The sequence below is a fragment of the uncultured Veillonella sp. genome (assembly GCF_900545205.1).
Lineage (GTDB): Bacteria > Bacillota > Negativicutes > Veillonellales > Veillonellaceae > Veillonella.
In genome coordinates, this window is record NZ_UQYC01000083.1 from 1 (window position 1) to 6888 (window position 6888).

Annotated in this window: 7 protein-coding genes; all 7 read left to right on the top strand. The window is 40.9% G+C overall.

Annotated features, from left to right (window positions below):
• Positions 1-128: 128 nt before the first annotated feature.
• A complete protein-coding gene (gene radC / locus QZR70_RS07900; protein WP_295794326.1) occupies positions 129-827 on the top strand; it encodes a DNA repair protein RadC in 699 nt (232 codons plus the stop codon).
• A gap of 326 nt (positions 828-1153) precedes the next feature.
• Entirely contained in the window at positions 1154-2191 is a 1038-nt protein-coding gene (locus QZR70_RS07905) for a rod shape-determining protein (protein WP_060923982.1), read from the top strand.
• A 1-nt stretch (position 2192) separates the two neighbouring features.
• A complete protein-coding gene (gene mreC / locus QZR70_RS07910) occupies positions 2193-3110 on the top strand; it encodes a rod shape-determining protein MreC (protein WP_295794328.1) in 918 nt (305 codons plus the stop codon).
• Positions 3107-3598, top strand: a complete 492-nt coding sequence (gene mreD, locus QZR70_RS07915) for a rod shape-determining protein MreD (protein WP_295794330.1) — start codon at positions 3107-3109, stop codon at positions 3596-3598. Before mreC ends, mreD begins: the two co-directional genes overlap by 4 nt.
• Before the next feature lie 23 nt (positions 3599-3621).
• Positions 3622-5544, top strand: a complete 1923-nt coding sequence (mrdA, locus tag QZR70_RS07920; RefSeq protein ID WP_295794332.1) for a penicillin-binding protein 2 — start codon at positions 3622-3624, stop codon at positions 5542-5544.
• A gap of 1 nt (position 5545) precedes the next feature.
• Positions 5546-6469, top strand: a complete 924-nt coding sequence (locus tag QZR70_RS07925) for a P-loop NTPase (RefSeq protein WP_295794334.1) — start codon at positions 5546-5548, stop codon at positions 6467-6469.
• A gap of 8 nt (positions 6470-6477) precedes the next feature.
• Positions 6478-6888: FtsW/RodA/SpoVE family cell cycle protein (locus tag QZR70_RS07930; protein WP_295794336.1), on the top strand; the 411-nt coding region annotated here is incomplete at its 3' end.

Genomic DNA, 6888 nt, shown 5'->3' on the forward strand with positions numbered 1-6888 from the left:
GCTGTGCTGTGCTGTGCTGTGCTGTGCTGTGCTGTGCTGTGCTGTGCAAGTAATATATAAAGAGAGTAGATGTGTTGGTTGCTTGATCGATAGATAGATGGTGTTATCTATTTGAATGGAGAGATTCTATGGAAGTACCAACAGTAAGTGTAAAAGACATGTTGCCGTTTCAGCGGCCTCGAGAGAAGTTTCTGTCCCTAGGGCCATCCCATATGGCGATGGAGGAACTATTAGCTATTTTATTACGAACAGGGGTAAAGGGGCAGTCCGCCATTTCCTTAGCTAACGATATCGTACAATCCTTTGATGATGGCGTATATGGTTTAAATCGAATGACCGTTGGAGAACTCGTTAAAATCAAGGGTATTGGTACAGATAAAGCGGTGACCTTATGTGCAGCTCTTGAGATGGGGCGGCGCTTGGGAGAGCTTAAAATCAAGGAAACTTACGAAGATTTTTCACAGCCCTTTGTTATAGCCCAATATGTAATGGAGCGTTTACGTCACGAAGATGTTGAGCATGTATGGGCAGCTATGTTGACGTCACGAAATAAATTGATTCAATTAGAACATATTTCTAATGGCGGTCTAGTATCTAGTCTCGTAGAGCAACGTGCTGTTTTTAAGAAGGCCATAGCGTGTAATGCGGCGGCCATTATCTTAATACATAATCATCCATCTGGCGATAGTCGTCCTAGTGATGAAGATATACGACTAACCAAGTTATTTGTCAGTGCAGGTCAGTTCATGGGGATACCTGTGTTAGATCATATCGTCATTGGTGATAATGAATTCACTAGCCTTAGTGAAATCGGTAAACTCAGTTAAGTTATCCTTATATGATAAGTTTTAAAATGTATAATAATGGCTTTATAGTTTGTTGTATCAGTAAATAAGCACTCATAATGATGCGTTCTTTATTATGTCTAGTAAATAGAGAATGCATCATGATATGGGTGCTTTTTCTATTTTGTTCGACCTATAGGTAGCTTTGTAATGTATTACTTATGAGTGTGTAAATTATGTATGACTTAAGGGTACTTGAATTATGCATTTTCTGTGCTTTTAACAATGGTAAAAGCCTTGATATTAATAGAAAAAGTCGCATTATATGTGGTAAAATGGAATGATGATGTAATGAAGGAGATTTTACTATGAGTTCCATTTTACCTACTCTAGGAAAAGATGTAAGTATAGATATTGGGTCCATACAGACGCGCCTCATGGGGGGGACGCGAGGAACTGTTATAAGCGAACCATCTATTATAGCAACTGATACAAAACAAGAAAAAGTAGTAGCCGTTGGGGATGAAGCGGCACGTCTTGTATTGCGTATGCCCGATATGTGGCGCCCTTTGACACCATTAAAAGATGGATTTATTGTGGACTATCGAGTTATGCACACGATGCTTAACTATTTTCTGAATAAAGTGTCTAATGCATTGCGCCGCGCTCGAGTTCTTGTTGGTGTTCCTTGTGGGATGACCGACGTTGAGCAAAGAGCGATGATGGATGCTGTTATTCAGGCCGGAGCACGCGAAGTATTTCTTATCGAACGACCTGTCGCTGCAGCCATTGGTTGCGGCGCACCTATCTTTGAAGCTCGTGGATCTATGGTCATTGATATTGGTGGTGGCACTGTCGATATGGGTATTGTTTCATTGGGCGGCATTGTAGACAGTAAAACGATTCGCTTCGGTGGCTCAGATATCAATAATGCATTGCTACGCTATGTACGTGAGTGTTTTGGGGTTATCGTTTCTGAAGAAATTATAGAAGATATTAAACATACAGTAGGCACTGCTATGGCACCTTTAGAAGATGCCGAATATGCCTTTCAAGGTCGTGATATGATGAATGGTTTAGGCAGACGTTGTGTTATTCATCAGTCAGAGGTATATCAAGTTGTTAATGACTGTATTGCGGGCCTTTTAGATGAAGTGAAACAAATGATTCGTTCTGCTGAACCTGAGATTGTAGCAGATATTATGCAATATGGAATATATCTAACTGGTGGTACTGCGCAACTGTCGGGTTTGGCTGAGCGTATCGGGGGCGAGTTAGGTGTGCCTGTACATGTTCCAGATGCACCAGAGACAAAAGTCGTTGTGGGCCTTAACGGGGCTTCATCTGACTTGGTGAGCTTATCACGTTTTATTGTGAATTCTAAAAATAGAAAGGGCCAAGACTAATATGATACAGTCAGATAAAAAGTTAATTATCGTTGTTGTCATTAGCTGTATTCTATTAGCGTTGCTAGGATTTGCATGGAAACAACGAACTAGTATTCCTTTTGTTACTGTCACTCTTGAAGGTATTACAACGCCATTTGCTTATGGATCTGCCCGTTTGCTTGACGGTGTACAAACCGGTTTTACAGTGCTCAATAATGCTATTTCTGCAACTATTGAAAGTGATGAGGCAGCATCTCGCAAGGCTGCATTAGAACAAAAGGTTGTTAACTATGATGAAGTAGTAGCAGAAAATATTCGACTTCGCCAGCTTCTTAACTATAAGAGTAGTCATCCGGAATTTTCCATGACATTGGCTGGCATTATTACAAAGGATTACGGTACATGGACAAATACTTTCACTATCGATAAGGGCAGTGAAGATGGAATGGCCGTTAATATGGCTGTCGTTGTACCAAGTGGGGTAGTTGGTTTTATTACCGATGTGTACCCTCATTCCTCTCGTGTGCAAACCATTCTTGACCCGCGTAGTGCAATCGGTGTTATTGTACAGCGTCCTGAATCCCGTTTATCTGGTGTTGTAAAGGGTGATGGGGATTCACCTCGTACACCATCAATGGTAAATATTGCCCGTGATGGCGATGTATTAGTAGGGGATAAATTAATAACCTCTGGGTACGGTGGTATCTATCCAAAAGGATTACCTGTTGGCAATGTACAGTCTATCGAAAATGATACAGAAGGCTTTGTTAAGAATGCCGTTATCACACCTAGCGTAGACTTTTACCGTTTGGAAGAGGTGTTTGTTCTTACATCATCTTCTGTTAGTGCACCACAAAAACCAGGGCTTGAGCCTAAGCTTGTACCTCAAACACAACGAGATCAAGTAGAAGGGGCAAAGGGGGCCGTTAAACCATGACGCGTCTAGCTTTAGTCCTCTGTGGATTCTTAATTTATTTTATACAGGCTCAATTATTGCCTGCTATTTTTCATACGAATTGGTTACCCAATTTAATCTTGACCATCATTGTTATGGTCACTCTTTTTAAAGGGCGTCGTATGGGAATAATGGCCGCTGTTATAGGTGGTATCGTCCATGATGTATTGATATCTAATTTCTTTGGGCTCCATTTATTCCCTTACGTTATTGTGGTTTACCTATTATCTGCTGTAAAACATAGACTCTATGAAGAACGTTGGTATTGGTCTAGTGCTATTGTAGCTATATGTACCTTGCTAGATGGTTTTATCCGTAGCCTTATGATCTTGGCTAGTGGTGGGGATTTGCATATTGGCTTATATATGTGGCATATGGTTATACCTGTACTGTTCTGGAACGGCGTATTGGCTGCTATCGTACATGGATTGTTGTGGCGTAAGGATGAACAACAAGATTATATTTGGTAATAATTTGGTAAGGGGGTGAAAGAGTGCTTGAAGGCCTCTATAAACGAAGAAAAACGAGTCGCTTTGATGTACTCTTTTACATTGTAGCGGGCATATTTATAGTATTGGCATTGCGTTTATTTATGCTACAAATCTTGGCTGGTGGTTATTATCAAGCTAAGGCGGAGGGTAACCGTCTACGCATGGTACCGATGACTGCAGCACGGGGCATTATGTATGATCGCAATGGTCAAATTCTTGTAGGCTCTAGACCTGCTTATACAATATCTATCATGCCTACAGGGAAGGCTTTGGATGATGGTGAAGTGGCTAAATTAGCAGCTTTATTGAAAATGAAGCCTGAAGATATTAAAAAGAAGGTTAATGATCATAAGTATGGCTATGAGCCAATACGTATCGCTAACGATATTTCAATGGACGTAGTAACAACCATTGAAGAGCATCGACATGAATTGCCAGGGGTAACGATTGATGTTGAACCACTTCGATATTATCCATATGAAACAATGGCTTCTCAACTATTTGGTTATGTTGGTGAAGTAAGCGAAGAGGAATTAGAAGAGTTAAAACAGCAAGATCCTAATACACTGGTAAGTGGTGGTACTATTTTAGGTCGTTCTGGTCTAGAGAAATTATATGACTCTATCTTGCGTGGCACCGATGGTGGCAAGCAAGTTGAAGTCGATGCTACAGGTCGTCCTGTGGCTGAGGTGGATAGAAAGCATACAGTACCAGGCGCTAATATTCATTTAACTATTGATGCAAATCTTCAAAAGGCTGCTGAAGAGGCCGTTAAAAATCAGCTTAATCAGTTGCGTGCTCAAGGTATTCCGGCACAAGGGGCAGCAGTGGTGGCTATGGATCCTAATACAGGGGCTATTTTAGCTATGGTCAGCGCTCCTGAATTCAATCCAAACTGGTTTGCGAAAGGCATTACAACGGCTCAATGGAATCAGTTAAACAATGATAAAAATCATCCATTTGATAATAAGGTTATTTCTGGTGAATATCCTCCAGGTTCACCGTTTAAGATTATTACTGGTACGGCCGCATTAGACCTTAAAAAGGTTACTCCTGAAGAGATGATCTTTGATAGTGGTAAGCACTGGTTGATCGATAAACGAAATGCGGAAGGTGAAGCATTAGGTTGGCTTAACTTTAATAAAGCACTTGCTAAGTCTGATAATGTTTACTTCTATGAAATGGGTAATCGTGTAGGCATAGAAAATCTCGATAAATATGCTGCGTATTTTGGCATAGGTGAAAAGACTGGTATTAATTTACCAGGTGAGGCTGCTGGCATTATGGCAAGCCCTGAGTATAAACGAAAAGTATATGATGAAGATTGGTACTTAGGGGAAACCTTTGATGCCGCAATTGGTCAATCTTTCACATTGGTTACACCATTACAAATGGCCGTAATGCTCAGTGAAGTAGCTAATGGAGGCATTAAATACAGACCGTATGTGGTAAGCCGCATCGATAATAAAGATGGCACGCCAAAAGAAATTTTTGGACCTGATAAATTAGGAATTCTACCAGTTCCTAAAAATATTATGGATCTCATTCGAGAAGGCTTGCGTGATGTAACGAATGAGGGCGGTACAGCAGGGGATTTATTTAAAGGATTCCCTATAAATGTAGCGGGTAAGACTGGTACTGCGGAAAACGCACATGGCCGAGATCATGGCTGGTTCGTAGCCTATGCACCATATGATAAACCGCAAATTGTTGTGGTTGCACTCGTTGAACAAGGTAGCTTTGGTGCCGGTTCTGCAGGCCCAATCGTACGAGATGTGTTAGCTGCATATTTCAATGTACCGTTGAATAAAAAAACGAATGATACAAATACTAAAAGTAATAAAGATGCTGCCACTGTAGGCAATACGACGAATGGTCAAAAACCGGAGAAGGCAGTAACTAGTGGGCAACCAAGAAAGGATTAGTATGGGCGAAATCATTGGTGTTGTATCCGGCAAGGGTGGCGTAGGTAAAACGACTGTCACTGCATGCTTGGGTGCAGCCTTAAGTCATGCAGGGCACCGCGTATTGCTCTGTGATGGGGACTTTGGATTGCGCGATTTGGATCTTGTGTTAGGTGTAGCAGATGAAATCATCTATGATGCACTAGATGCGAGTGAAGATAAAGAATATACAGATGATGCTATTGTATCAATTGCAGAAAATCTAGATTTCTTACCGGCTAGTCAAAGTGCGCGTTGGGAAGATATAGGTCGTAAGAAGTATAAGAAATTAGTTCGTCGACTTTGTGATGTATATGACTATATTTTGATTGATGCTCCAGCCGGTATTGGTAAGGGCATAGAATCTATTTTAGATTTGGTAAATTGCTGTATTGTTGTAACACATCCGTTATGGGTATCCTTACGTAATGGAGCGCGCATGATTCAAGTGTGTGAGGAACATAATATTCGCGATTTTGCTATTGCTTTTAATGCAGTACCTACAAATGGTGAAGACATAGACTTATACGATATGCTAGAAGTTCTTCGTGCCGAATATGTAGGGGCTATGATTCCTTATGATGAAGATGTGTTAACCTATACACAAGATGGACAGCTGTTAGATTTAGCTTCTCATGAATTCCGCAATGTATTAGCACCTCTTGTGGACTATGTTGTAACTGGGGATTGCTGGGAAGATTATGATGTACAAAAGCAATTTGATGCCTATGTAGCGAAGAAAAAGGCTGCTACAGAAAAACAAGGTACACCTACACTTGCTGCAGCTGGTGAGTCTATCTTTGAAGACTCGAATAATGTTCTCTATATTAATCGCGGCGGTTGGACTACTCAGCGCTTATTAGTGCAAGGTAAGCAAAGCTTATGGCGCCGTCGTAAATTGAAATAGGTGATATGATGTGGCGGAAACTATGGAACGATAGCGACTGGGCTATTATCATATGTACTTTCTTACTTGTTTGTATTGGTTTAGCAGCCATTGGCAGTGCAACGCATGTTAATCAAGAGCCTATTGGATTTGGTAGTTTAGTAGTAAAACAACTCATATTTTTCCTAGCTAATGTAGCCGTTGTGATAGGTATGCAGTTTCTTAACTACCATCGCCTAAAGGATTGGGGTAATATCATTTACGCCATTACCCTTTTGATGTTGATTGCCGTTATGGCCGTTGGTACCTCTGCATTGGGGGCCCAACGCTGGATTCAATTGGGACCTATTACGATTCAACCATCAGAGTTTTCTAAATTGCTCATGATTATTTGCATGGCTAAAATGCTAGAGCCTCGTATTGGCAAGTTAGATACATTT

What these genes read in the sequence shown, in the direction of transcription:
- QZR70_RS07905 (WP_060923982.1), top strand. Translation starts at nt 1,154, where the DNA reads ATGAGTTCCATTTTACCTACTCTAGGAAAAGATGTAAGTATAGATATT.
- QZR70_RS07925 (WP_295794334.1), top strand. Translation starts at nt 5,546, where the DNA reads ATGGGCGAAATCATTGGTGTTGTATCCGGCAAGGGTGGCGTAGGTAAA.
- mreD (WP_295794330.1), top strand. Translation starts at nt 3,107, where the DNA reads ATGACGCGTCTAGCTTTAGTCCTCTGTGGATTCTTAATTTATTTTATA.
- radC (WP_295794326.1), top strand. Translation starts at nt 129, where the DNA reads ATGGAAGTACCAACAGTAAGTGTAAAAGACATGTTGCCGTTTCAGCGG.
- mreC (WP_295794328.1), top strand. Translation starts at nt 2,193, where the DNA reads ATGATACAGTCAGATAAAAAGTTAATTATCGTTGTTGTCATTAGCTGT.